This window comes from Pseudomonas jessenii, from assembly GCF_002236115.1.
In the GTDB taxonomy this organism is placed as follows: Bacteria; Pseudomonadota; Gammaproteobacteria; order Pseudomonadales; family Pseudomonadaceae; genus Aquipseudomonas; species Aquipseudomonas jessenii.
Genome location: NZ_NIWT01000002.1, coordinates 819,203 through 843,508, shown reverse-complemented (window position 1 = coordinate 843,508; position 24,306 = coordinate 819,203). Strand labels below are relative to the sequence as shown.

General features: G+C 56.3%; 18 protein-coding genes and 1 pseudogene. 9 read left to right on the top strand and 10 right to left on the bottom strand.

Features of this window, described 5'->3' with window-relative positions; translation table 11 throughout:
• Positions 1-186 precede the first annotated feature (186 nt).
• Entirely contained in the window at positions 187-1,380 is a 1,194-nt protein-coding gene (locus tag PSJE_RS08605; protein WP_090454527.1) for an MFS transporter, read from the top strand.
• Between the two features lie 155 nt (positions 1,381-1,535).
• Here PSJE_RS08605 and PSJE_RS08600 read toward each other — a convergent pair whose 3' ends face one another.
• Positions 1,536-4,667, bottom strand: coding sequence for an efflux RND transporter permease subunit (locus PSJE_RS08600; protein WP_090454526.1), 3,132 nt, complete (start codon positions 4,665-4,667; stop codon positions 1,536-1,538).
• Positions 4,664-5,773 carry an efflux RND transporter periplasmic adaptor subunit gene (locus PSJE_RS08595; protein ID WP_090454524.1) on the bottom strand — a complete coding sequence of 370 codons (1,110 nt, stop codon included), beginning with the start codon at positions 5,771-5,773 and terminating at the stop codon, positions 4,664-4,666. Before PSJE_RS08595 ends, PSJE_RS08600 begins: the two co-directional genes overlap by 4 nt.
• A gap of 216 nt (positions 5,774-5,989) precedes the next feature.
• Between PSJE_RS08595 and PSJE_RS08590 the strand changes: the two genes are divergently transcribed.
• Positions 5,990-7,447 (top strand): efflux transporter outer membrane subunit, encoded by a 1,458-nt coding sequence (locus PSJE_RS08590; RefSeq protein WP_090454522.1) that lies wholly within the window; start codon positions 5,990-5,992, stop codon positions 7,445-7,447.
• Positions 7,448-7,537: 90 nt separating this feature from the next.
• On the opposite strand, the pseudogene PSJE_RS08585 reads toward PSJE_RS08590, so the two are convergent.
• The 3 genes and pseudogenes from PSJE_RS08585 to PSJE_RS08575 form a co-directional block, all read right to left on the bottom strand.
• Positions 7,538-8,810 (bottom strand): annotated as a pseudogene (locus PSJE_RS08585) (OmpP1/FadL family transporter).
• A gap of 193 nt (positions 8,811-9,003) precedes the next feature.
• A complete protein-coding gene (locus PSJE_RS08580) occupies positions 9,004-9,630 on the bottom strand; it encodes a TetR/AcrR family transcriptional regulator (protein ID WP_090454520.1) in 627 nt (208 codons plus the stop codon).
• Positions 9,631-9,766: 136 nt separating this feature from the next.
• Entirely contained in the window at positions 9,767-10,174 is a 408-nt protein-coding gene (locus tag PSJE_RS08575) for a winged helix-turn-helix transcriptional regulator (RefSeq protein WP_090454518.1), read from the bottom strand.
• A gap of 101 nt (positions 10,175-10,275) precedes the next feature.
• Here PSJE_RS08575 and PSJE_RS08570 point away from each other — a divergent pair, with 101 nt between their 5' ends.
• Positions 10,276-11,025 (top strand): NADPH-dependent F420 reductase, encoded by a 750-nt coding sequence (locus PSJE_RS08570; protein WP_090454517.1) that lies wholly within the window; start codon positions 10,276-10,278, stop codon positions 11,023-11,025.
• A gap of 231 nt (positions 11,026-11,256) precedes the next feature.
• On the opposite strand, the gene PSJE_RS08565 is transcribed toward PSJE_RS08570, so the two are convergent.
• On the bottom strand, positions 11,257-12,174 hold the full coding sequence (locus PSJE_RS08565) for an AraC family transcriptional regulator (RefSeq protein WP_090454515.1): 918 nt from the start codon (positions 12,172-12,174) through the stop codon (positions 11,257-11,259).
• Between the two features lie 165 nt (positions 12,175-12,339).
• On the opposite strand from PSJE_RS08565, the gene PSJE_RS08560 reads away from it, so the two are divergent.
• From PSJE_RS08560 to PSJE_RS08550, 3 genes are all read left to right on the top strand, one after another.
• Positions 12,340-13,389, top strand: coding sequence for an NAD(P)-dependent alcohol dehydrogenase (locus PSJE_RS08560; RefSeq protein WP_090454513.1), 1,050 nt, complete (start codon positions 12,340-12,342; stop codon positions 13,387-13,389).
• 53 nt (positions 13,390-13,442) lie between these two features.
• Entirely contained in the window at positions 13,443-14,465 is a 1,023-nt protein-coding gene (locus PSJE_RS08555) for an alpha/beta hydrolase (protein WP_090454511.1), read from the top strand.
• An 87-nt stretch (positions 14,466-14,552) separates the two neighbouring features.
• Positions 14,553-15,755, top strand: coding sequence for an MFS transporter (locus PSJE_RS08550; protein WP_167362855.1), 1,203 nt, complete (start codon positions 14,553-14,555; stop codon positions 15,753-15,755).
• 169 nt (positions 15,756-15,924) lie between these two features.
• Here PSJE_RS08550 and PSJE_RS08545 read toward each other — a convergent pair whose 3' ends face one another.
• The 4 genes from PSJE_RS08545 to PSJE_RS08530 all read right to left on the bottom strand — a co-directional run bounded on the left by PSJE_RS08545 (position 15,925) and on the right by PSJE_RS08530 (position 21,163).
• Positions 15,925-17,178, bottom strand: coding sequence for an OprD family porin (locus tag PSJE_RS08545; protein ID WP_090454509.1), 1,254 nt, complete (start codon positions 17,176-17,178; stop codon positions 15,925-15,927).
• A gap of 91 nt (positions 17,179-17,269) precedes the next feature.
• Positions 17,270-18,574 (bottom strand): CitMHS family transporter, encoded by a 1,305-nt coding sequence (locus PSJE_RS08540; RefSeq protein ID WP_090454507.1) that lies wholly within the window; start codon positions 18,572-18,574, stop codon positions 17,270-17,272.
• Positions 18,575-18,710: 136 nt separating this feature from the next.
• Complete coding sequence (gene dctA, locus PSJE_RS08535) at positions 18,711-20,036, bottom strand: C4-dicarboxylate transporter DctA (protein ID WP_090454505.1); 1,326 nt, start codon at positions 20,034-20,036, stop codon at positions 18,711-18,713.
• A 44-nt stretch (positions 20,037-20,080) separates the two neighbouring features.
• Positions 20,081-21,163 (bottom strand): 4-oxalomesaconate tautomerase, encoded by a 1,083-nt coding sequence (locus PSJE_RS08530; RefSeq protein ID WP_090454503.1) that lies wholly within the window; start codon positions 21,161-21,163, stop codon positions 20,081-20,083.
• A gap of 166 nt (positions 21,164-21,329) precedes the next feature.
• Between PSJE_RS08530 and PSJE_RS08525 the strand changes: the two genes are divergently transcribed.
• The 3 genes from PSJE_RS08525 (at position 21,330) to PSJE_RS08515 (ending at position 24,187) form a co-directional block, all read left to right on the top strand.
• Positions 21,330-22,220: a LysR family transcriptional regulator gene (locus PSJE_RS08525; RefSeq protein ID WP_015095835.1), complete on the top strand. Its 891-nt coding sequence runs from the start codon at positions 21,330-21,332 to the stop codon at positions 22,218-22,220.
• 295 nt (positions 22,221-22,515) lie between these two features.
• Entirely contained in the window at positions 22,516-23,124 is a 609-nt protein-coding gene (locus tag PSJE_RS08520) for a helix-turn-helix transcriptional regulator (protein ID WP_235863941.1), read from the top strand.
• 136 nt (positions 23,125-23,260) lie between these two features.
• Positions 23,261-24,187, top strand: a complete 927-nt coding sequence (locus PSJE_RS08515) for a LysR family transcriptional regulator (protein ID WP_090454499.1) — start codon at positions 23,261-23,263, stop codon at positions 24,185-24,187.
• Positions 24,188-24,306: the final 119 nt, after the last annotated feature.

Sequence of the window (24,306 nt, the reverse complement as noted above, 5' to 3'; positions counted from 1 at the left end):
CAGATGGTCGGCGAACTTGGCCATCATGACGTGGGCTAGCAGACCCCCTGTCGGGAGGCCCTTGTCGATGACGTGCGCCGGTAGCGGCGCGTGGATATCGTAAGGGGCAGCGCGGTCGTTAGTGTTCATTGATAATCGGCACGCTGCAGCTGCATTAAGGGACGACTCATTCAAGGGAGAGAAGTCGTGTCGGCCACATCTGGGAACAGCAACATTTTTCGACTGGCAACCGCCCAGGCATTGGCGGGTGGTAACTCAGTCATCGTCTATGCAACCGACGCTATCGTGGGAGACATGCTTGCACCGGATAAAGCATTGGCGACGCTGCCTATCTCCATTTTTGTCGTGGGCATGGCGAGCTGCACGCTACCTGCCGGTGCCATTGCGCAGCGCTATGGGCGCAGTCTCGTGTTTATGCTGGGAGCGTTGTGCGGCATCCTGATGGGAGTGCTGGCTGCGATTGGCATTTATTTGTCTTCCTTCTTCATTTTCTGTACTGCGATGCTATTTGGTGGCGCTTATGCCGCTGTGGTGCTGACGTTTCGTTTCGCCGCCGCAGAATGCGTTCCAGAAAACAGGCAGCCCTGGGCGCTTTCAATCGTCATGGCTGCCGGGCTAGTGGCGGGAGTACTAGGCCCACAGACGGTCACCTATACAATGGACCTATGGGAGTCACACCTGTTTATCGCCACTTACGTTGCGGCCGCATTAATGGCAGTGGTTTCGGCGGCGGTGCTACTAGGTGTCAATTTGCCACGCCATGAGGCGGCTGTTCGTACTCCAGGTCGCCCGCTTGCGGTGATTGTTCGGCAGCCTCGACTCATCAACGCCATGCTCTGTGGCGTCATAACTTACACCTTGATGAATTTCCTGATGACTTCGGCCCCACTAGCGATGAAGCATGAGGATCTTTCACTGGAATCATCGAATCTGGCATTGCAGTGGCACGTAATTGCAATGTACGCACCCAGTTTTTTCACTGGAAATCTGATCCACCGTTTTGGGGCAAACCGCGTTGTGTTGATGGGGTTGATGTTAACCGGCACTTCTGTTGCTGTCGGGCTTGCCGGTGTGCAGTCCTACCACTTTTATCTATGTTTAGTGCTTCTAGGGATTGGTTGGAATTTCGGTTTTGTCGGCGCCTCTGCGCTCGTCCTTCAGAGCCATAAAACAAGCGAAAGAAACAGTGTCCAAGCGCTCAATGATTTCATTGTCTTTGGCGCCATGGTACTCGGCTCGTTTGCATCGGGAGGTATATTGAATCGATACGGTTGGACCGTTATCTGTGCGCTTGCCTTTGTACCTGTGCTGGTTGCTATAGCGACGTTGATGTTGAGCGAGCATCGCGTCAGGTATTCAACTAAGGAACGCACAAGCTAGTTCCGCGGGACTGGCTTAGCCTCCAGGGCTCACATGGGGCACTACAACTGACCGAGCCCTGGGGCATCCTTAGCGATGGCGTCAGAAAGGCGTGTTTGCCGAACGCTCCCCTCAATCGTCCGAAAAACTGGTCATGTACCCCTGTGAGTGATTGGTCAGCTGGGTGCATTGGGAAATGCCGCCCTATCCACTAGGCTTGCTTGCTTATTCGCTGTTTCAGTTTGACCCGTATTGACAGGACGAATCTTGAACCAGATGGAGTACATCGCTGGCAGGAACACCAGCGTCATGATGGTGCCGACGAACGTGCCTCCGATAAGGGTGTAGGCCAGCGTCCCCCAGAAGACGGAGTGTGTCAGGGGAATGAACGCCAGGATTGCCGCCATCGCAGTCAGTAGTACCGGGCGGGCACGTTGTACCGTGGCTTCGACCACTGCGTGAAACGGGTCCAGCCCTTCTTGAATGTTGTGATGGATTTGCCCAATCAGAATCAGCGTATTGCGCATCAGAATGCCCGAAAGGGCGATTAAACCGACCAGTGCGTTAATCCCAAATGGCTGCTGGAAAATGAGCAGTGTCGGCACTACGCCAATCAACCCCAGCGGCGAGGTGAAGAACACCATGATCATCGCCGAGATCGAACGGACCTGCAGAATGATGACCAGCAGCGTCATGGCAATCATGATCGGGAACAACGGCAACATCGCTTTACCGGCCTTGCCCGACTCCTCGATTGCACCCGCCTGCTCAATCCGGTATCCGCCAGGCAGCTTGTCGATGACTGGTTGCAGCTCCTTCATGATCACGCTCGAGACGTCCGGTGGCTGCAAACCTTCGGCAATGTCACCGCGCACTGTGATGGTCGGCGTGCGGTCACGACGTCGGAGGATCGGATCCTCCATACGCACATCGACCTCTCCTACCTGGGACAACGGAATCCGCTGACCCGCCGCGCCCACCAGCGTAAAGCCTTCTATCTTGGCGGGATCGAGCCGGATATCACCCGCTGCGCGACCAACCACCTGCACCGAACGAATGTCCTCACGAACCGCGGTGATCGGCACTCCGGCCAGCAGGAACTGCAGTTGCTGCGCGACTGAGTTTGACGTCAATCCCACCGCCTCCAAGCGATCCTGATCCAGAGCGAAATGCAGCGTCAGCGTCAGCGGTCCCCAATCGGTGTTGACGGTTCTCATCATCGGGCTCGACTGCAACACGTCCTGTACCTGGCCCGCAATCTCGCGCAACGTTGACGGATCAGGCCCCATCACCCGGTAGGCAACAGGGAATGGCGAGTACGGCCCAAAAACAAGCTGAGTCACCCTGACCCGCGCTTCTGGGGCAAGCCCCTCAGCAGCTGCCTCGCGGATACGGAACTTGAGGGCCTCACGCTCCTCCTGACTGTCCGTCAGCACCACAATCTTTGCGAACGACGGATCAGGGAGTTCCGGCGCCATCGCCAGATAGAAACGCGGCGCGCCTTGCCCGATATAGGCCGTGACGATTTTTGCCTCACCCTGCTTTTGCAGCCAGGCCTCTATCTTGGCAGTGGTGGCGCTGGTCTGCTCAATGGAGGTCCCATAAGGCATTTGCACTTCAATCAATACCTCGGGACGGTCCGAGGTAGGGAAGAACTGCTTCTTGACCAGGCTCATGCCGAGGATCGCCACGACAAACGAAGCGATGACAGTGCCGGCGACCAGCCATTTGCGAGCGATGACCCGCGTCAAAATCCGGCGGAAGCGGTTGTAGTTAGGGGTGCTGTAGATGGCCGCGTGCCCCCCCTCTACCTTCTTGATGTTCGGCAACATCTTCACCCCCAGGTACGGGGTAAAAGCGACTGCAACCACCCAGGAGGCGATCAGGGCAATGCCCACGATCCAGAACATGTTGCTGGTGTATTCGCCGGCGGTCGATTGCGCGAAGCCGTTGGGCATAAAGCCGATAGCGGTCACCAGCGTACCGGAGAGCATCGGCGCGGCCGTATGACTCCAGGCGTACGCGGAAGCTTTGATGCGGTCGTAGCCCTCTTCCATTTTCACCACCATCATTTCGATAGCAATGATGGCGTCGTCCACCAGCAGTCCAAGCGCCAGAATCAACGAGCCAAGGGTAATACGGTCAAAGTTCTTTCCGGTGGCCGCCATCACCACAAACACCACGGCCAACGTCAACGGCACAGCCGCAGCGACCACAACACCGACACGCCAGCCCATGCTGAGAAAGCAGACAAGCATTACCACAAGCAGCGCGACGAAGAACTTGACCATAAACTCGCCGACGGCCGAATCGATATTTACAGATTGATCGGTGACTTTGGAGAGCGTCATACCCAGCGGCATGCCTTCATTTATTTTGACTGTCTCCGCGTCCAACGCCTTGCCAAGGTCAAGACCGTTCCAGCCCTCACGCATCACGATCCCCAGCAACAAGGCCTCTTCACCGTTGTTACGCACGAGAAAGGTTGCTGGATCTTCATAACCACGTTCGATCGTCGCCACGTCAGAGAGTTTTAGCGTGCGCCCCTGGACCGCAATGGGTGTGTCACGAATCTTCTGCACCTTATCGAAGGCACCATCTAGCCGCAGGAAGACCTGAGGCCCATTGGTCTCGATGGAACCGGCGGGCGTGAGCACGTTTTGGTTATTCAGCGCGGCAAAGATGTCCTGAGGAGAGATGCCCAAGGTGGCCAACCGATCATGGGAAAAGGAAACAAAGATACGTTCGGGCTGCTCCCCAATGATGTTGACCTTCTTCACGCCCGGCACATGCAACAGTTGTTGGCGCAACGACTCTGCATCCCGCACCAACAGTCGCTGCGGCTCGCCTTTGGCTTTCAGGGCGAAAAGCGCAAATGTCACGTCCGAAAACTCGTCGTTGACCATTGGGCCGATGACACCCGCCGGCAGCTTCCGGGCCTCATCGTCGAGCTTTTTACGCGCTTGATAGAACTCCTCCTGCACTTGCGAGGGCGGCGTGCTATCGAGCAGTGACACCATCGTGAAAGCCAGCCCAGGACGGGTGTAGGTCTCCGTGCGGTCGTACCATTTCAGTTCTTGCAGGCGTTTTTCAAGTGGCTCTGCTACCTGATCCTGCATCTCCTGCGCCGTGGCGCCCGGCCACGCGGTAATGACCGTCAACTGCTTGACCGTAAACGGAGGATCTTCCGCGCGCCCCAGTTGAAAGAACGACAAGATGCCCGCAACGGCAATCAGGAAGATCAGAAACACCGTGATGGAACGCTCACGAACGGCGATCGCGGAAAGATTGAAGCGGCCCTCGCTCATGGACGACCCCCGGCAACTTTGGCGTCATCCTGTTGAGGCAGTCTCACCTCTTCACCCTCGCGCAACAGATGCGCACCTAACGCCACGATCTGCTCGCCGACCTTGAGATCGCCTGCGACTCGCGCTGAGTCGTCGCTCAAGCCCAAGACTTGAACAGGTCGCCAAGCCACCTTCGCAGGTGCGCCGACGATGACCCACACGCCAGTGCCTTTACCCGGGTCATAAACGGCAGCAATCGGCACCTGCATCGAATTTCCCTGCGCGGCGCTTTCAGCGATCCGAAGCGTGACCGTCGAACCTATCGGTGCATTGGCCAGCGCGCCCTCAAGCACATACCGCGCCTCAAAGGTGCGCGTCATACGGTCGGCCGAGTCAGACAGCAGCCTCAGCTTCGCTGTAACTGCACCCGTGGTATTGCCATAAAGCGTCGCCTGCGCGGTGGATCCTGCTGCGGGGCGCAACGTCTCGGGCAGGTGCACGATCGCTTCGCGTTGCCCTGCCCGCGCCAGTCGAACCACGGGCTGTCCCGGGCTGACAACTTGTCCGGGCTCGGCGAGCGTCTCCACCACCACGCCGTCGGAATCCGCAAACAGCACCGCATAACCAGAAGCATTGCGGGCTACATCAGCCTGCGCGTCTGCAGCGCTGAGCTGTGCTTTTGCCGTATCGGCTGCGGCTTTGATCTGGTCATAGGCCGATGCAGAAATAGCGCCTGCGGCAACCAGATTGCGGTATCGCGCCTCGTCATCTGCTGTCTGCTTGGCTCGGGCCCGAGCGGCTATGACCGACTCTTGCTGTGCTCGCGCCTGCAACCCCAGGTCGATTGGGTCGAGGCGCATGAGCGGCTGACCACGTTTAACGGTCTGACCGGTGTCAACCAGACGCTCAAGCACCTTTCCTGACACCCGAAAGCCAAGGTCGCCCTGAACGCGGGCAGCCACTACACCAGTGAAGGAACGCGAGACGTCGGACGAAGCCTGAACAGCAGCGGACCTCACCAAAGGGGCATTCGTGCGCGGATCTTCAGCGGTGGATGAATCACCACATGCCGTCAGGACGAGAGGCAACAAGCAAGCGGCAATGGGGAAAGGTAGAAGCCGGCGCATAGGTTCCCTTACTTAAAAATAGGACGAGCGTCATATTCTCGATCTAGTGACGATTTGTGTCAATGGTCACATCCTGTCAATCATTTTGGTTTTCAACCAAAGCTTATGAATCACCATGAACACGGAGAAAAAGGTAATCGCTTCAAAGAACGTCAATTGACAGGTCGTGACCATTACGTAATATGGTCACAAATATCCTCTATTGAAGGAATCTCAATGCCTCCCCTCCGTCCAATTGCACTTTTGGTCAGCGCCGGCTTAATGGCCGGTTGCGCAGTCGGTCCGGATTACCATCGTCCAGACGCTCCGCTTTCGGATCGTTACTTGGGTCAAGCTGCTGTCGAACAGCGGCCTGGAACGATGCCGGCCAGCCTTGTCGCTTGGTGGGAAGGCTTTGGTGATCCAGTGCTGACCGGGTTCATTTCCAAGGCACTAGAGCAGAATCTGGACCTGGCGCAGGCGTCGGCGCGAGTCACACAGGCGCAGGCCGGACTGGGTGCTGCAAATGCCGCGTTACTGCCTTCGGGGAATATCAGCAGCCAGGCTGCGCGCTCGTACCAGTCAATCGAGACGCCACTCGGCCAGGTGTTGAATTCGACACCTGGCTATGATCGGTACGGAAATTCCTACGAGGTTAACCTCGATGCCAGCTGGGAGGCAGATGTCTTTGGTGGCCTGCGACGCGGACGCGAGGCTGCTCTGGCCGAGTACCAGGCGTCCCAGGCGGGCGTCGCGGCCACACGACTGGCCATCGCCGCGCAGACCGCCGATGTCTACATCACTATTCGCGGATTGCAGACACGGCTGGACATTGCCAACAGGCAAGTCAAAACGCAGCAGGCGTTGCTAGAGAAAGTCCAATTGCTCTACAGCAAGGGACTCGCCGCCAACTATCAGGTTCGCCAGACCGAGGGTGAGCTATCACAGGTTCAAGCGACAGTGCCGGTCCTGCAAACCGGTCTGGATGCTGCGATGAATGCACTGGATGTCATGCTCGGCACCCCGCCAGGCACTCACCGCACACAACTTGCAATGGCAGCGAGCATTCCTGTAGCACCGCCGTTAAAAGCGATGGGAACGCCGGCCGATTTGCTGCGCCGCAGGCCTGATCTGATTATGGCCGAGCGCCGTCTTGCGGCCTCAAACGCACGCATCGGGGAGGCGATTGCCGAGTACTACCCGAAGTTCTCCCTTAGCGCATTGCTGGGCAGTGCCACGGCGGTGTCCGCCGGCAATCTTTTTACCGGCGGCGCCAGCCAATCGGCGGGCCTGCTGGGACTGCGCTGGAGGCTCTTCGACTTCGGTCGCATAAACGCCCAAATCGACCAGGCCAAGGGACAGAAAGCCGAAAACCTGGCGGCTTACCGTCAGTCTGTGTTGCGCGCCACCGAGGATGTCGAGAACGCGCTCTCCTCACTGGTGAATCGGGAGGCTCAAGCAACCACACTCACCGGGGGAGAGGCGTCTCTTACTCAGGCTCGCCAATCGTCGTTCATTGCCTATGAGAAAGGCACGGCCAGCCTGATTGATGTCCTGCACGCTGACGAGACGATGCTGCAGGCTTCCGATGCTCGGGCGCAAGCGCGAACGGAGTCGGCACGAGCGGCGGTAGCGGTATTCAAGTCACTCGGTGGTGGCTGGCAACCTCGGGATGTCACGGTGACGAGTCGATGAAGCTTGAGGGGAAAGGCCCGAGATGTGTGCTTGAAGGTCGGGAGGCAACGCGTGCTCCCGACAGGACACTTATCGTGTAACAGCACTCAACTAGAAGCGGTAACTCACAGAAGTACCGAGCCCGCTCGCACCGTTCTTATAGTTGGCACTGTATGCACCTCGGGTCGCCGAGGTGTCATTGACCTGAACGCTCTCCTCCCACAGGTAGGAGTAAGCCACATCGATCGTGACATTCTCTGCCGGAGTCCAGCCAGCACCGAAGCTGATCACCTTCCTGTCGCCCGTCGGAATGCGCGGTCCACGATTGATGTTATTGGTGGGTGACTGATCGACCGAAAAGCCTGCGCGAAGCACCCACTCATCATTCAGTTTGTACGCCGTGCCGATGGCGTGAGCCCACGTATCATGCCAGTTCTGCTCTTCGGTAATGGTGCCCAGCGCGCCGCTCAACGCAGGGGGTAAACCCGTGTTCTCGATGGTTAATTCTTTGAAGCGACTCCAGCGAGTCCAGGTGCTCCCCCACGTAAAGGGTCCAGTCATTATTAAGCTGATGAGTCACCGAGAGATCCACTGACTCCGGGGTATCCACATCCAGCGAAGCGTCATAACTCCGGCCGCTGACTCCCAACACGCTAAAGATGCCGTCAGTGACCTTGGTCTTGGCATCCAATTGATAACTGACCTTGGAATGGTAGGTCATGCCCAAACGGGTTCGGTCTGTAGCCTGCACCAGGATACCGGCGTTGAAACCGAGGGCAGTGTCGTCGCCAGTGCTTTTAAGTTTTCCGTCGTTGCGACCAGGACTGAGTGGGTTGGGCACCATACCGGACAACTCACCGCTGATACGGTTGATGGTCGGACCGAACCCGATCGAAACTTTGTCGTTAAAGGCATAGCTGATGGTGGGCTGGAACGTAAAAGTCGTGACCTCGCTTTTGTGGGCGTAGTAACGCCCGGCAAAACCGCTGCCATAGTCAGTGATCAGACCGAAAGGTACATAAAAACCCACACCAAACGCCCAATGCTCATCGATAGGTTTGACGTAGTACCCCATAGGTACCGTGGTGGTAGGCACCATGTCGCCGTCTTCCTGGCCTCCGAATGTACTGCGGGTATGGCTTATGTCGGACTTGGCAAAAAGAGTCGAAGCTCCCACGCTGACCTGCTCTCTTTTCAAGCGAGACATTCCCGCGGGATTACTGAATACCGTGCTCGCATCTTCAGCAGAGGAGGAGCGACCGGCAAACCCCTACCCCATCCCGCTGATGCTCTGTTCATTAAGAGCAAAGCCGCTTGCAAAAACGTTTGAGGATGCGAGCACGACAGCAAGGCCAAATGGGCTCTTGAGCACTATTTTTTTCATTGTTTGAACTCTATGGGATCACTGAGATGACGCAGTAGATGCGACGGACCACCATATTTACTCATGTGACAAAATCAGTCATTGGTCACGATACAGATAAATAAATGCCCTTCGCCGGATGGACGAAGGGCCAAGTGAAAAGCCGTTTGGAATCTGACGCGTACCGCCGTATGCATAAACCTTTAGCCAAAGGTCAAGGCATGAGGCTACGCAAGATGAGGTTGGAGGTGAGCGTGGGCGCCTCCTCGACGAAATCGAGGTTGTACTGCAGCAGCAAGGGGTTGACGAAGGGCCGTAGCGCGAGATGTATCGCTTCTACTGTCTCGTCCAGCGGAGTCTTGCGTTCAAATTCGCCAATCTCTCGCCCCTCCCGAACGATTTGCGACACGAAGCTTTTGATCTGTGCGTCATAAGCCTGCGTACTGGGCCAGCTTTCCGACGCCGCGAACGCTGCAATGTCATAGAGTTTTCGGTCGTTGAAGAACAGATTCACACCGGTGGCGATAACAGTTTTGACCAAACGTCGAAAGCGCTCCGTTGGAGACAGGCCTTCTACATTGATAGCCTGCTCCACTGCCGCGACGATTTCTGCCAGACAATTAGCGCAGATGGCCTCACCGATTGCTTGCTTGGAATCAAAGAATTTGTAGATGTAAGCCTTGGAAAACCCGATGGCCTTGGCCAGGTCGGAAACCGTGGTTTTGCTGTAGCCGTATTGACTGAAGTGCTCGTTGGCCGCCGCGACAATCTGGTCTCGAATGTCGTGATCGGCTGGGCCACGGGTGCTGGGCGAAGATGAAGATATTGATGGCTGATTCATGGAAATAGCTTACTCACCCTATCGAGGACTTACAAATTGTGACTAATTATATATATAGTCACAAATCGAACGTTTGAAAACCACAGTTGATCAGATTTGAAACGGGTTGACGTTTTGAGTAATCGCATATGGCGGATTAGCGTTCCAAAAGTTCCTTGTCGCTTACGCTAGACAGTCCCATCCCCTTCTCCTCGTGCTGGTGACGAAGCTCAGCCCAGTCTATAAGGGCAGTCATAGCCGGGCCGAGTGCATGACCCAGCACCGTCAGCGCGTACTCCACCCGCGGCGGCACCTCTGGGTATACGGTGCGTTGAACGATGTCATCCTGCTGAAGCCCTTTCAACTGCTGAATGAGCATCTTCTGCGTGACATCGGGAATGAGCTTTTCCAGTTCGGAGAACCGAAGCGGCCGGCCTTTAGCGGCCATCAGCTCATTGATGATCACAATTTTCCATTTGCCCTCCAAAACGCGAAGCGTAGCGTTTATAGCGGCTGACCAGGCCTGCCGTCGTAAAGGGTTCCCACATTCCCACTCGCGCTCCATCGATACTTACCTTTTGGTGGGTTACAGACTAAAACGTCGGTTCTTGCGGATCTTGCAGTGCTGATACTAACGTATCCGGACTTTGAATCCCTGGAGGCATTATGAAAATTGCGATCGTTGGTATTGGATCTATCGGCGGCCCCCTTACCCGAAAGCTTGTCACTGCTGGCCACGAGATCAGCGTCGCCAACTCTCGCGGAAAGGACTCGGTAAGCGCTTTTGCCAAGGAAGCGGGTGCTATTGCTTGCGATCTGAACGATGTCTTCGACGGCGCCGATGCTGTGATTATTTCCATTCCCCAACCAGCCATGGCGACTCTTCCCAAGAACCTTTTGGCCGCATTGCCATCCTCGGTTCCAGTGGTCGACACGAGTAATTACTACCCGGGCCTGAGAGACGAGCGCATCGCCGCTTTGGAAAATGGTCAAACCGAGAGCGTGTGGGTCAGCGAGCAGCTTGGCCGACCGGTAATCAAGGCCTTCAACAATATTCTTGCTTATTCGCTGGAAAATCTTGGTAAGCCAAAAGACGCCGAAGGCCGCCTGGGCGTAGCCGTTGCGGGGGACGATGAAAATCATAAGCGTCTCGTGATGCAACTTGTCGATGACGTTGGATTCGAGCCGGTCGACAGCGGCAGCCTCGAAGACTCATGGCGTCAACAGCCCTGCACGCCAGCGTACTGCTGCGATTACACCGCTGAAGAGATGCGCCCGGCGCTGAATGCTGCAGTCAAGGGAGCCGCCGCGCAGAAGAGAGAGGTGTTCAATGCGCAACTCCCTGCACTATTCGCCAAAAACCCTTCTCATCATGACGTCGTTGAATTTAATCGAAGCTTCAACGCGGCCAGTTGAACTCCTCGTAACCCACCGGCAGCTATCGGCCCAGGCACCCTGGTTGACCTTCCCGACGATCGCCAAGCGATGCTACGAAATCTAATGTCAGATCATTTCTACATCACCTCTGACGCCAGTCATCACCGCGACCACCTCGTGTAGGCAACCATAGCCCCTCATCATTCTGAGTGTCCGCAATGGGTTGTGGATTTAACCGGTCGATGTAGCCCCTTGTACGTACTGAAGGTCCTACCCCTGCCCTCGCAACGCCGAAATATCCCTCTTTGGGGGTACGCCAAACAGCCGGCTGTATTCACGGCTGAACTGCGATGGGCTTTCATAGCCGACCTTGAAAGCGGCACTGGATACGTCCTGGTGTTCATTGAGCATCAATCGCCTTGCCTCATTCAGTCGCAGCCACTTTTGATACTGCAAGGGGCTCATCGCGGTGAGTTGGCGGAAGTGGTGGTGAAAGGTCGGAGTGCTCATCTGCACTCGGGCCGCAAGTTCATCGACGCGAAGCGCCAAGGTGTAATTCAACTTCAACCAATCGATGGCTTTCGCGATCCGATAACCTTGGCCATCGACAGACGTTATTTGTCGAAGCCGGCTCGCCTGATCACTCTGCAAGAGACGGTAGTGAATCTCGCGCTGGATCAAGGGCGCAAGGACAGGGATGGACTCCGGCTCATCGAGCAGTGCCAGTAAGCGCTCAAATGAGGCCAGCATCGCTGGTGTCACGGCACCAATTCCTACCCCTTTCACAACTGATCGATCACGGGTTGGCGGCAGGTCACTTTGCGCTATCAGCTCAGCCAGAATGCGCAGATCGAGTTTCAACGTCAGCCCTAGGCATGGCTGTTCCGGGCTTGCCGCTAGCACTTCTGAATTGGCAGGTAAGTCCAACGAGGTGATCAGAAATCGCGACGTGTCGTAGGGGTAACCCTCGCCACCTACCCAGAGCTGTTTCTCACCCCGGGCGATGAGGATGATGCTTGGCTCGACCATGCAGACGATGGGCGGTGCTGGATGTTCGCGCCTGAAGAAGCCGAGACCTGTAATGGCCGTTCCGAAATCACCTGGTTTCGAGATCTGCGCGCAGATGATCTGCGCAAGCTTTTCTTGTGGCGATGTCTGTTGAGGAGCTGCGTCGGGGTTGTTGTTCATATTCGTCTTGTACCTCTTCACTGAACTCTAACTCGCCAGCTACCGACCGTCCTGCAAAAAAACAGAGACTCATAGAATCAGGCAAGTAATCCAGCGCAATGCACTACAGAGGGTCTGGGCAGAGCGGGAGAATGTTCATCCGACAAACCCATCGAGGATGCTCCCATGCTTGTCAAAGCCTACGGTGCTCACGCAGGCGAAAAACCCCTTGAGCCGATGCAGATCAACCGCCGCGAGCCGGCGGCCCATGATGTTCAGATCGATATCGCCTTCTGTGGCATCTGCCATTCGGATTTGCATCAAGTACGCGCCGAGTGGGCAGGCACGCAATTTCCCTGCGTACCGGGGCACGAAATTGTCGGCCACGTATCAGCGGTGGGCGCACATGTAGCGGATTTTAAAGTCGGCGATCTGGTCGGTGTAGGCTGCATCGTCGACAGCTGCAAACACTGCGACGACTGTGAGACTGGCCTAGAAAACTACTGCGACGACATGGTTGGCACCTACAACTTCCCGACACCGGACGCACCCGGCTGGACGCTGGGCGGCTACTCGCAAAACATCGTGGTGCATGAGCGCTACGTGTTGCGCATCCGCCATCCCGAGGCACAACTGGCTGCCGTCGCTCCGCTGCTGTGCGCGGGCATAACCACCTACTCACCTCTGCGCCACTGGAACGCCGGCCCAGGCAAGAAAATAGGCGTGGTCGGCATCGGTGGCCTGGGCCACATGGGCATCAAGCTGGCTCATGCGATGGGCGCCCACGTCGTGGCGTTCACCACCTCTGAATCCAAGCGCGAGGCGGCAAAGGCGTTAGGCGCCGATGAAGTCGTCGTATCGCGCAAACCTGAAGAAATGGCTGCACATACCAAGAGTTTCGACTTCATTCTCAACACCGTCGCAGCCCCCCACGATCTTGATGCGTTTCTGGTGCTGCTCAAGCGTGATGGTGCGCTGACGCTGGTCGGCGCGCCCGCCTCGCCACACCCATCGCCGAACGTATTCAACCTGATCATGAAGCGCCGAACGATTGCTGGCTCGATGATCGGAGGCATCCCGGAAACACAGGAGATGCTGGATTTCTGTGCCGAGCACGGCATCGTCGCCGACATCGAACTGGTTCGAGCAGACCAGATAAATGAATCCTACGAGCGAATGCTCAAGGGTGACGTCAAGTATCGCTTCGTGGTCGACAACGCCACGTTGGCTGACTAAACGCCTGAGTCAAAAACTCCAGTGAACAACCATTCAATCGAAAGGAATATCCAGTGAAAGGAATTTTGCTAGCCCTAGGGCTGCTTGTTATCTCTTTTTCTTCAAAGGGAGCCAACATGTCGAACGGCGCAGACAACTTCTACACCAGCGATAAAGTGATCGTGGAAAAGGTCAACTTCAAAAACCAATATGGCATGAAGGTGACAGGTAACTTGTTCACCCTCAAAGGACTCGAACCGCAATCAAAGAGTGCAGCGATAATCGTCGGACACCCTATGGGTGCAGTAAAGGAACAGAGCGCGAATCTTTACGCCACTAAAATGGCCGAGCAGGGATTTATCACGCTGTCACTGGACTTGTCGTTCTGGGGTGAGAGCGAAGGTACGCCTCGCCAAGCAGTTTCGCCTGATATTTACGCCGAGGACTTTAGTGCCGCCGTGGACTATCTCGGCACTCGCCCGATTGTTGATCGAGAGCGTATCGGCGTCATCGGTATCTGCGGCAGTGGCAGCTTCGCCATCAGCGCCGCCAAGATCGACCCTCGTCTGAAAGCCATCGCCACGGTCAGCATGTATGACATGGGGGCGGCCAACCGTAACGGTCTCAAGCACTCAGTCACGTTGGAACAACGCCAGCAAATCATTCGCGATGCGGCGCAGCAACGTAACGCGGAATTCTGGCGCGGCGAAGTTCGCTATACCAGCGGCTCACCACTAAAGCTGACCGGCAACGCTGTGGGTGACGAGTTCTATGATTTCTACCGCACTCCGCGCGGCGAGGTCACCCCCGCTAGCGCATCGCCGCAAACCACTACCATGCCGACGCTGACCAGCAATGTGAAGTTCATGAACTTCTACCCATTCAACGACATCGAGACCATCTCCCCGCGCCCACTGCTTTTCATTACGGGCGCCACGGCGCACTCAAGGGAGTTCAGCGAGGACGCCTACAAACGGGCGGCCGAACCCAAAGAGTTGCTGATCGTTCCAGATGCCGGGCATGTGGATCTTTACGATCGGGTCAATTTGATTCCCTTCGCCAAGTTGGCCACGTTCTTCAACAGTCATCTGAAGTAATCGGATCGGCGACCCACACGGGAACCGTTCCTCTCTCGCGGCTTCGCTTCTGGAGCCGCGACGCTTCACGCAATACAGGATTTTTCAATGCCCCATCTTCCCTCCTCCCATGAAGCTCAACATTCATGGGGCGCTGTCCTGGCCATGTCGCTCGCCGCCTTCGTGCTGGTGGCATCGGAGTTCATGCCCGTCAGCCTGCTGACACCAATTGCCGCCGATCTGCATATCACCGAAGGACAAGCCGGTCAGGGCATTTCCGTTTCGGGGCTGTTTGCCTTATTCACCAGCCTTCTTATCCCGCTGGTGGCGGCGCGGGTTGACCGTAAACCGCTACTTCTTTCACTGACGCTGTTGATGATCCTTTCCGGAACAGTGGTCGCGTTCGCACCGAATTACGGGGTATTCATGATCGGGCGCGCGCTGATCGGTGTTGCGATTGGTGGCTTCTGGTCACTGTCGGCGGCAACCGCCATGCGCCTTGTGCCTGATGACCAGGTCACACGCGCCATGGCAATCGTCAACGGCGGCAACGCTTTGGCGACTGTGATTGCAGCACCATTGGGCAGTTTTCTCGGTGCCTTGATTGGCTGGCGCGGTGCATTCTTGTGCGTCATCCCAGTCGCGATAGTCGCTTGTGTATGGCTGTCTGTAAGCCTTCCACCGATGAAATCGCAAAGCGGCTCAGGCACTGGAAACGTCTTCAGGTTGATGAAAAGCGTACCGGTCGCGCTAGGCATGGTAGCGGTCAGTGTGTTTTTCATGGGCCAGTTCATGCTGTTTACCTATTTGCGCCCATTCCTTGAAACGGTCACGCACGTCAGTGTCTCCATGCTGTCTTTTATGTTGCTCGTTCTGGGCCTGGCGGGACTTGCCGGAACCTTCCTGATTGAAGCGTTCTTGAAAAATGGCCTGCATCGAACCCTCATCGTCATCCCGATCTTTATGGCGATGATTGCACTGGCGCTTGTTTCATTCGGTAGCTCGACGGCCACCACGACCGTCTTGCTTGGCGCATGGGGACTGGTTGCGACTGCAGCGCCCGTGGGATGGTGGACATGGCTGGCAAGAACGTTGCCACACGCAGCTGAAGCGGGAGGCGGTTTAATGGTGGCGATCATCCAACTCGCTATTGCGTCTGGCGCAACCGTTGGCGGGCTGGTCTTCGACTCGAGCGGCTATCAAGCGACCTTCGAATTGAGCGCCACTTTGCTAGGCGTGGCGGCCGTTCTTGCCTTCCTGGCTGCACGCGCAGCATCGCGGGAGCCTGTTGCATCGGTAAGCATTGCTTGAAATAACCGCAAGACACGCCAAGGCATGTCTTGCGGTTTCGGTGGAGGAGACGCTCGAAAATTGGACGTGACCGTCAGCGTGCGCTGTCGATGATTTGCCCACCGTCCAATCCTATGAAGCCGCCACTGAAAAGGCGGCCTGCGAAAATCGCGAGGCCGCAATCAGGGGATCACCAGAGGGCGATGTCGTAGGTAAAGTAGATTCGGTTGCTATCTCGGCCACGGGAATAATCAGAGCGGTAAACGTAGTTACGCAACCGCACACCCAGCCCCTTGAAGGTGCCTTGTTGCACGACGTAAGCCAGTTCGGCATCACGCTCCCACTCCTTGACAGCGGTGTCGGACTTACCGTCGTTGCCGCTCAGATACCGGGTGGAAAACGTCAGACCCGGCACGCCGACGGCAGCAAAGTTATAGCCGTAATTAAGCATCCAGGTTTTTTCATCCTCCTCGACAAACTTGCCTATCCCGGCGTTGCTGAACGAATAAACCGTTGCGCCACTGATAAAAGGCAATCCGGCATCACCGCTGAGGGTCTGGTATCCGCCACCGAAGGTATGGCCAGAGATGGCGTAAGACAGTTGCCCGCTCAGCATGTTGTTGTCGATCTTGCCACCGAAGGCTGAGCCGGTATCGACACTGTTGAAGTAGCGTAAATCACTGGTCAGCACGCCGCCGCCCAAGGGCTGATCGTGCTGGATACCTGCAAAGTTCTGACGGTAAAAGTTTTCCAGTTCGCCGTAGAAGTAACTCAAACGAACGCTCTTTCCCAGCTTGTATTCGGCGCCTGCATAGCTGAAGTCGCCTGATTTATCTCCGCCGTAACCGTCGGGCACAATCGGCATGCTGTCGCTGGAATCACGCAGTTTGAATCGATCCAGGTAGCCCCCGGTGAGGGTGAGGTTTTCGATGTCGACGCTACTGATCTGAGTGCCTTGGTACGTTTGCGGCAACAGACGCGCGTCGTTATAGATCAGCACCGGAGTCTTGGGTAGCAAGGTGCCGTATTTGACCGTGGTCTTGGCCAGTTGGGCTTTGGCTGTCATACCCAGACTTGCGAATTCGTCAGCCGCACGACCGTCATCATGTACGGGCAACAAGCCAGTGCCGCTGCGGCCACGGCCGGAGTCGAGCTTGACCCCGAGCAGGCCAAGGGCATCAACACCAAACCCGATAGTGCCAGGTGTAAATCCCGACTGGTAATCCAACAGAAATCCCTGGGCCCACTCGGTTCGCTCGCTCTTCGCCGTCCTTGCTGATTTGGCACTCAAGCCATGCTCATCGCGGAAATTTTCATTGAAATAGACGTTGCGCAATTGCAGCTTGAGCTTGCTGTCGTCGATCAATCCTTCTGCACTGGCGCTGGCCAGCGGCAACAAACCAAGAAGTGAAAACAGCGCCCGCTGGGTATGCAAAGTGGTCATTGGCAAACTACTCATTGTTGTTATTTGGAGTGCAGAACAGCGCACGCCTCGCAAGCGAAGCGCGTCAGGAGAAACAGATGGTTGGGGTGAATCAGGAGAAGAGACTGATCGCCCCGGTCAACAGGGCTAGCGCGGTGACTACTAATGAAGTGAGTACCGCCCATTTGACGGTGGCTTTCTGGAAATCGCCGATATCACGATCGACCATACCCACCAGCAACAGGGTTGAGGCTACCAACGGACTCATCAGGTGTACTGGCTGACCGAGAATCGACGCGCGGGCGATTTCCACCGGGTCAATGCCATAGGCTGCAGCGGCATTAGCCAAGATGGGTACCACCCCAAAGTAGTAAGCATCGTTGGAAAGAACAAAGGTCAACGGCATGCTGGTGATCGCCACCACCAGTGGGAACAGGTGACCCCAGGATGGCGGAATCCAGTCCACCAGCGTTTGCGCCAGGGAGTCGACCATCTTGGTGCCCGAGAAAATCCCGGCAAAGATACCGGCGGCAAACACCAGCAGCACCACCGTCATCGCATTGCCGGAATGGGCGAGAATGCGCTCTTTCTGAATATCCAGTTGCGGGTAGTTGATCATCAGTGCCAGGACAAATCCGATCAGGAACAGGATCGCCGAGTGCATGATCCCCATTACCAGCGCGACCATGACCGCGATCACCAGCAACAGGTTCACGTATGCAAGTTTAGGCCGCTTGTGCGGGGTATCGCCCAGGATCTCGTCGATGTAGCAATTACCGCCACCGCTCTGTAGCTGCACATTACCGATGCGCTTACGCTCGGCACGGCCCAGGAGGAAAGCGGTGAACACCACCCACATCGCGCCGCCGATCATGGTCGGCAGCAAGGGCACGAAGTACTCGCCGGCATCCAGGCCCAGTGCCGCGATCGCCCTTGTAGCGGGCCCGCCCCATGGGGTCATGCCGCTCATGATGCTCAAGGACAACATGGCGATGGTCGCCAGAATCATCGGGTTCATGCCGATACGCTTGTACAACGGCAGCATTGCCGCGCAGGTGATCATGTAGGTGGTTGTGCCGTCGCCGTCGAGGGCTACCAGCAGTGACAGCAGCGCGGTGCCAATAGCGATTTTCATCGGATCGCCGTTTACACGCTTGAGGATTTTACGAATCAACGGGTCGAACAACCCGGCATCAATCATCAGGCCGAAGAACAGGATGGCGAACAGCAGAAGCGCAGCCGAAGGCGCAACCATCTTCAGGCCGTCGAGCATCATCTTGCCCGTAGTACCGCCAAAACCGCCAATCACCGCAAACACAATCGGCACCACCGTCAGGGCGACAATCGGCGATAGGCGTTTCGACATTATCAGATAGGTAAAAACCACCACCATGGCCAAACCAAGAAATGCGAGCATAGGTCAGTTCTCTTGTTCTTATCAGTAGCGTGGCCGATGCGCAGGCGCACGACCTCGAACCCGCCAGACGGTACGATCAGCCGTGCCTGGCGGGGAGTTGAATGAAATGTTTGTTGGGTGTTTCAGGCGTGTCCGGTCAGACGTGTTCCGTGACCTTGCGACCATCCCAGTTTTCACTCTGGGTTTGTGCCAGGGAGGGCGACGGTTCGCCGTCAAGAGTCCGCATCAGTGTCTCGCGATCACAAGCGTTCTCCGAGATGGACATCACCACGGTAGCCACGGCGTTGCTTGCCAGACTGGTCAAGGCCCGGGCTTCCGACATGAAGCGGTCAATACCGATCAGCAGTGCAAGGCCGGCCAAGGGAATGTCATGGATCACAGTCAGTGTCGACGCCAGCGCGACAAACCCGGCTCCGGTCACACCTGCTGCACCCTTCGAGGACAACAGCATGATGGCCAGCATGGTCACGGTCTGTGTCAGGCTTAGATCGATGTTGCAAGCTTGAGCAATGAATACCGCTGCCAGCGATAGGTAGATTGCCGTACCGTCGAGGTTAAACGAGTACCCCGTTGGCAGCACCAACCCCACCACGCCTTTTTTGCAACCCAGGGCTTGCAGCTTTTCCAACATCCGCGGCATCACCGGCTCGGTTGAGGAAGTCCCGAGCACCACCAGGAACTCTTCGCGGAAGTAGCGCAGCAACTTCCAGAGACTGAAGCCATTTGCCCGGCAAATGCTCCCCAGCACCACAAAGACGAAGAAGGCACAGGCTACGTACAAGGTCATGATCAGCTTGGCCAGCGAGCCCAACGATGTAATACCGTACTGGCCTACGGTGAATGCCAACGCGCCAAAAGCACCGATCGGAGCGAAGCGCATCAGATAGGAGAAAATCTTGAACACCATGTGCGAGGCGGATTCCAGTACATCCAGTACCGGCTTGCCACGCTCGCCGATGGCCGACAGTGCGAAACCGCAAAGCACCGCGATGAACAACACCGGCAGCACTTCACCCTTATTGAAAGCGCCGATGAAAGTGTCCGGGATGATGTGCATGAAAAACTCGACCACTCCCAGCTTCGCGGCGGAATCGGTGTATTGCGACAGTCCCTTGGTGCTCAACTGGGCGGGGTCAATGTTCATGCCCACACCGGGTTTGAACAGGTAGACCGACACCAGGCCTATGATCAAACTGATCACGGTCAGTGCCAGGAACAGCAGCATGGTCTTGCTCAACAGACGCCCGAGGGAGCGTTTGTCGCTCATGCCGGCAATACCGGTGACGATGGTGCAGAACACCACCGGAGCGATCATCATCTTGATCAACTTGATGAAGGCATCACCAAGCGGCTTCAAGGCGATGGCCTGTTGCGACCAAAAATGTCCGACCAGCACACCCAACAGCACGGCGAGGAGAATCTGGAAGTAGAGCGATTTTACAACTTTCATGGCATCACCCATTTTTAGAATTGTGCTGATGCAAGAACGGCAATGACCAGGGGAAATTATCCGGCAAGTCGTTGGGAAGCCGTGGCGTAGACAAAACCGGAGAACAGCCTGCGCGATGTACGCACCACTGAGGCACGAATTGTCTCACCCTGATCGCCGGTGTAGGACAATACGACATCTATCCCGCCACTTGGATGTTCAATGCGTACTTGCTTCAAGCGCGGCTCGCTAACCCCGCCGAGCAATTGCGTGACCACACTGCCTTCAGTGACACAAGCGGTGGCAAGGCCGATGGAACCGGTGATCGCCAAGGCCCGGTGGCAGTTGTGTGGCATGAAGTAGCGCACCTGAATTGTGCCGCCAGCCTTGGCCGGTGACACCAGTACAGGCTTGGGAATCACTTTGTCGCTGACGTCACCCAGGCCCATTGCCAAGCCGGCTTGCAGTCGCAAGGACTCGAGGCGACGCAGGAACTCTTTGTCGGCATCCAGTTCAGCAGGACTTTCATCGCCGCGCTTACCCAGTTGGCCAGCTTCGATGATCATCATCGGCATCGCCATGTCGATGCAGGTCACTGGAATACCGTCGATCAAATCCTGCGTTTGCCCAGTCGGGAAAAGCTTGCCGGTCTTGCTGCCCGCAGCATCCAGGAAGGTGAGTTGCACAGGAGCAGCGGTACCCGGCACACCATCGATGGCGGTGTCACCTTCATAGCTGACCTTCCCACCGGGCGTCTGTACCTCGGCGTTCACAAAAGTGCCCGTGTTGAGGTTGCGAATACGCACACGTGTCAGGTCTTTGGAGGCTTTTACCAGCCCCTGCTCGATGGCGAACGGGCCAACGGCGCAAAGCATGTTGCCGCAATTAGGCGCGGTGTCGACTCGACGCTGGGAGACCATGACTTGAACGAACAGATAGTCGACATCCGCCTCAGGATGCAGCGACGGGCTGACGATCGCCACCTTGCTGGTTTGTGGGCTACCGCCACCAATGCCGTCAATTTCCAGTTCATGCCCAGAGCCCATGAGGTTGAGCAGCAGTTCATCACGGTCTTCGATCGCAACAGGTAGATCCCAGTCGAGGAACACTGGGCCCTTGGAAGTACCACCGCGCATTAGCACACAGGGAATTCGTTGCATGAACACTAACTCTTGTTGATCAATCGGGGTAATTGATGTCTTGTGAGCAAGAGTCGCAGGCTTTAAAAATTGTTTCCAATGCAAATATCAGCCTGATTATTGCGTTTTACGAATGATGAATTTAGGCTGACTGGGCTTAACAACTCTCGGCTAGTGAGATAAAAAAGTGAATTATGAGCTCAATGACATCCGATCTTTCGTGAAGATCGCCGAACTTGGAAGCTTCCACGAAGCTGCCGATGCATTGCATCTCTCTCAACCCGCGCTGAGTCGGAGAATGAAAAAGCTTGAAGAGGGATTGGGAACAGCGCTTCTTGATCGCACGACAAGAAGGGTAAGCCTCACCAGCGTTGGGCGAGACTTCCTGCCCAAGGCACGACGCTTATTGGATGACTTCGACGACTCGATACTTAACATCCGAGAGTTGGCGGAGCGGCAGAGCGGCCGTGTAACCCTTGCCTGCATCCCAACCGCAGCCTTCTACTTCCTCCCTTCGGTAATCCGCCTCTACAACGAGCGCTATCCACAAATCCGCATTCGCTTGCTTGATCTCAGTGCGAACGAAGGGCTGGAGGCTGTTCTGCGTGGCGAAGCCGACTTTGGCATCAACATGATGAGCGGACAGCACCCAGACATAGAGTTCGTGCCATTGGTCAACGAGCCTTTTGTTTTAGCTTGTCGACGCGATCATGAGCTGGCCGAGCGTAGCTCGGTCACCTGGTCTGAACTTAGCAATTACCGCCTTATCGGGGTCGGTCGCCTGAGCGGCAACCGCATGTTGCTTGACCACGCTTTGTCCGGCTTGAGCTGGCGTCCACAATGGTTCTATGAGGTGCAACACCTGTCTACATCGCTGGGCCTGGTAGAAGCTGGCTTAGGAGTCTCGGCAATGCCGAGCCTCGCAATGCCTGCTGTGGATCATCCAACATTGGTAAGTGTCCCTTTGATAGAGCCCATAGTTAACCGATCGTTGGGACTGGTTTACCGGAGAGGTGCTTCACTCTCTCCGGCAGCGGAAAAATTCGTCTCAATACTGCTCGAACAATGGGAAAAATGACCTTACGCTCTTAAGTGCTGGTACGCGCACTACCCCACGAACGCCAACCTTCATCACGTGAACTGATCCCTGAATGAACCATTGGCTGCTAACTAACGTTTACCCTCAGAGCCCACTGACGACAGGGGAAATTGCTCATCTATTGGCGCGGGTAGGCGAGGATTGCCGAACCTGGTTGGCGGCAGAGTTACTGACCTTGGTGCGGGGTGAAATGCCGCTGGCTCAATGTACAATTTTCGCTTATCCGGAAGGCCAGGAGCCGCAGGTGTTGTCGTGTTCCGATCAGGCAAGACTCGTGCAGATATCGCGTATCTCTCGGGACTACGTCGAGCGTTTTCACAGCCTGGACGGCAACCGCCAAGCGATGCTCGGTCACCGGGCAAAATACGGCAGCGCGCGAATCCTGGCTCAGGTTCAGTCAGTTGAAGACATCACCCATCGTGACTATCGGCGGGTCTGCTACGAGCAACCGCAAATCTCCCAGCGCATGGCCTTGCTCAATCATCAGGAAGAGGGCGGGGCCTGGCTGTCGATCAACTTCTATCGAGGTCGTGAGCACGGCAATTTCAATCAGCACGAAATTGAATTTATCGAGTCGGTTGCGCCGTTACTGATTCAAGTCACGCGTTTGCACTATCGCGCTTTTATCGAAGCCAATCAGATGCCGTCCTTGTTAAGTCAACGCGTCGAGTTGCTCTATCCTGAACCGACTCGCCGGGACCGTGAACTGCTCAGGCATTTGCTCAGTGGCCTGGGGGCGGAAGACATTGCGCCCCTGATGGGCATCCAGCGCTCAAGCGCCGCTACCTACATCAAGCGACTTTATCGAAAGGTGGGAGTCAGCGGACATCGAGAATTGCTGGGGGCTGGTAGTGAGAGGTCGTTGGTCCTGAACAGGCGTTGAATACTGAGCATTGGCGAAAAACCGCGAGTCTTAGCATCTTTCATTCACCGCTAGCCATGGGTGGCTATTGCGACTTCGTAACTTGCGTGGCAAACGTTCAAGTATTTGAACAACAAATTCGCTGGGAGCAGCCACATTGGAATTGAGACAACTGCGCTATTTCGTAAAAATCATTGAGCTTGGCAGCCTGGGGCGTGCGGCACTTGAACTGGACGTTGGTGTGTCAGCCCTCAGTCAACAAATCTCCAAGCTGGAAAGCGAACTGTGCACCCGCCTCCTGAATCGAACCTCCACCGGTGTGACGCCCACTAGCGCCGGATTTGCGTTTTTACACCATGCCCAACTGACGCTACGCCAGGCGGAAAATGCCATCATGGCCGCCCATCGCGGGCGAATGAGCGGTTATGTCAGCGTCGGCTTACCACCGACTACCGCGACGGTGCTCGCGTTGCCGTTGATCAACGCAATGCGTGCGCGTTATCCGGACATACAACTGCATTTGGTGGAAATGCTTTCCGGCCACTTGGCGGCGCAGCTCAACGCACGGCAAATTGACCTGGCCATCCTGTTCCAGCTCGAAGGGGGTAAACGCTGGAGCGTGACTCCGCTGCTGGATGAAAAGCTGTTTGTCATTGCCTCGCCCAGCCTGCCTCAAGCGCCTTCTGGTGACAGCGTGCAGTTAGCCGACCTCGGCGGCCTGCCGCTGGTGATGCCCAGCGTGCAACATGGATTGCGCTCGGCATTGATGAGTGCGTTCGAGCGGGTCGGGCTAACACCCAATGTAATTATGGAAGTCGACGGTCTCGCTGTTTTGATGAACGCCGTTCGGGCCGGTCATGCGGCAACGATACAACCGGGGGCGGCCGCAGCATTGAAAGACGGGTCAGGGCTTTCACTGATCAGGATTGCCGATCCCCATGTGGGCCGGCGTAATCTTCTGGCGACGCTGGCTGACGACGAACTCTCTCCGGCGGCGCTGGCAACGCGGTTGGTCATTGTCGATGTGGCGCGACAGTTGGTCGTCGACAAACAGTGGCCTGGAGCTACGTGGATAGAAGGGTAGACGCGTAATCCTCGCTCAACCCCGGACATCTCCTGACGACAACGCCTTTAGAAAAACTAAACACCCCGCGTCAAAAGCAGCCTTTCGGCCACTCCTTCCCCACCCTATCGTTCTTCCCA

Coding starts and splice junctions, on each gene's coding strand:
- PSJE_RS08600 (WP_090454526.1), bottom strand. CDS start 4,667: ATGAGCGAGGGCCGCTTCAATCTTTCCGCGATCGCCGTTCGTGAGCGT.
- PSJE_RS08580 (WP_090454520.1), bottom strand. CDS start 9,630: ATGAATCAGCCATCAATATCTTCATCTTCGCCCAGCACCCGTGGCCCA.
- PSJE_RS08565 (WP_090454515.1), bottom strand. CDS start 12,174: ATGAACAACAACCCCGACGCAGCTCCTCAACAGACATCGCCACAAGAA.
- dctA (WP_090454505.1), bottom strand. CDS start 20,036: ATGGGTGATGCCATGAAAGTTGTAAAATCGCTCTACTTCCAGATTCTC.
- PSJE_RS08570 (WP_090454517.1), top strand. CDS start 10,276: ATGAAAATTGCGATCGTTGGTATTGGATCTATCGGCGGCCCCCTTACC.
- PSJE_RS08575 (WP_090454518.1), bottom strand. CDS start 10,174: ATGGAGCGCGAGTGGGAATGTGGGAACCCTTTACGACGGCAGGCCTGG.
- PSJE_RS08545 (WP_090454509.1), bottom strand. CDS start 17,178: ATGACCACTTTGCATACCCAGCGGGCGCTGTTTTCACTTCTTGGTTTG.
- PSJE_RS08550 (WP_167362855.1), top strand. CDS start 14,553: ATGCCCCATCTTCCCTCCTCCCATGAAGCTCAACATTCATGGGGCGCT.
- PSJE_RS08595 (WP_090454524.1), bottom strand. CDS start 5,773: ATGCGCCGGCTTCTACCTTTCCCCATTGCCGCTTGCTTGTTGCCTCTC.
- PSJE_RS08560 (WP_090454513.1), top strand. CDS start 12,340: ATGCTTGTCAAAGCCTACGGTGCTCACGCAGGCGAAAAACCCCTTGAG.
- PSJE_RS08590 (WP_090454522.1), top strand. CDS start 5,990: ATGCCTCCCCTCCGTCCAATTGCACTTTTGGTCAGCGCCGGCTTAATG.
- PSJE_RS08530 (WP_090454503.1), bottom strand. CDS start 21,163: ATGCAACGAATTCCCTGTGTGCTAATGCGCGGTGGTACTTCCAAGGGC.
- PSJE_RS08540 (WP_090454507.1), bottom strand. CDS start 18,574: ATGCTCGCATTTCTTGGTTTGGCCATGGTGGTGGTTTTTACCTATCTG.